Raw genomic sequence first — 499 nt, 5'->3', positions numbered from 1 at the left:
GTCCATGCCGTTGCGAATGGCGTAGTAGAGGAATACCGCGTGAATGGCTTCACGCACCGGGTCGTTACCACGGAACGAGAAGGACACGTTGGAGACGCCGCCGGAGATCAGCGCATGCGGCAGTTCGCGTTTGATGTCTTCACAGGCCCCGATAAAGTCCTGCGCGTAGTTGTTGTGCTCATCAATACCGGTCGCGACGGCAAAGATGTTCGGGTCAAAGATAATGTCTTCCGGCGGGAAACCCACGTCTTCGGTGAGAATTTTGTACGCCCGGCGGCAAATNTTCGGTAAGAATTTTGTACGCCCGACGGCAGATCTCGATTTTACGCGCGCGGGTGTCGGCCTGCCCCTGCTCGTCAAAAGCCATCACCACCACCGCGGCACCGTAGCGACGCAGAAGCTTCGCGTGATGAATAAAGGTCTCAACCCCCTCTTTCATCGAGATGGAGTTAACGATGCCTTTACCCTGAATGCACTTCAGCCCTTTTTCGATTACTTC

1 pseudogene is annotated in these 499 nt (G+C 55.2%); it reads right to left on the bottom strand.

The features are described from left to right. Positions 1–499, bottom strand: a pseudogene (locus tag FDX22_RS19340) (dihydropteroate synthase); the annotation flags it as partial.

Source organism: Citrobacter sp. TBCS-14, assembly GCF_005280805.1.
Lineage (GTDB): Bacteria > Pseudomonadota > Gammaproteobacteria > Enterobacterales > Enterobacteriaceae > Citrobacter > Citrobacter gillenii.
Note: the sequence above shows the minus strand (reverse complement) of the source record. Positions and strands in the feature narration are given on the sequence as shown.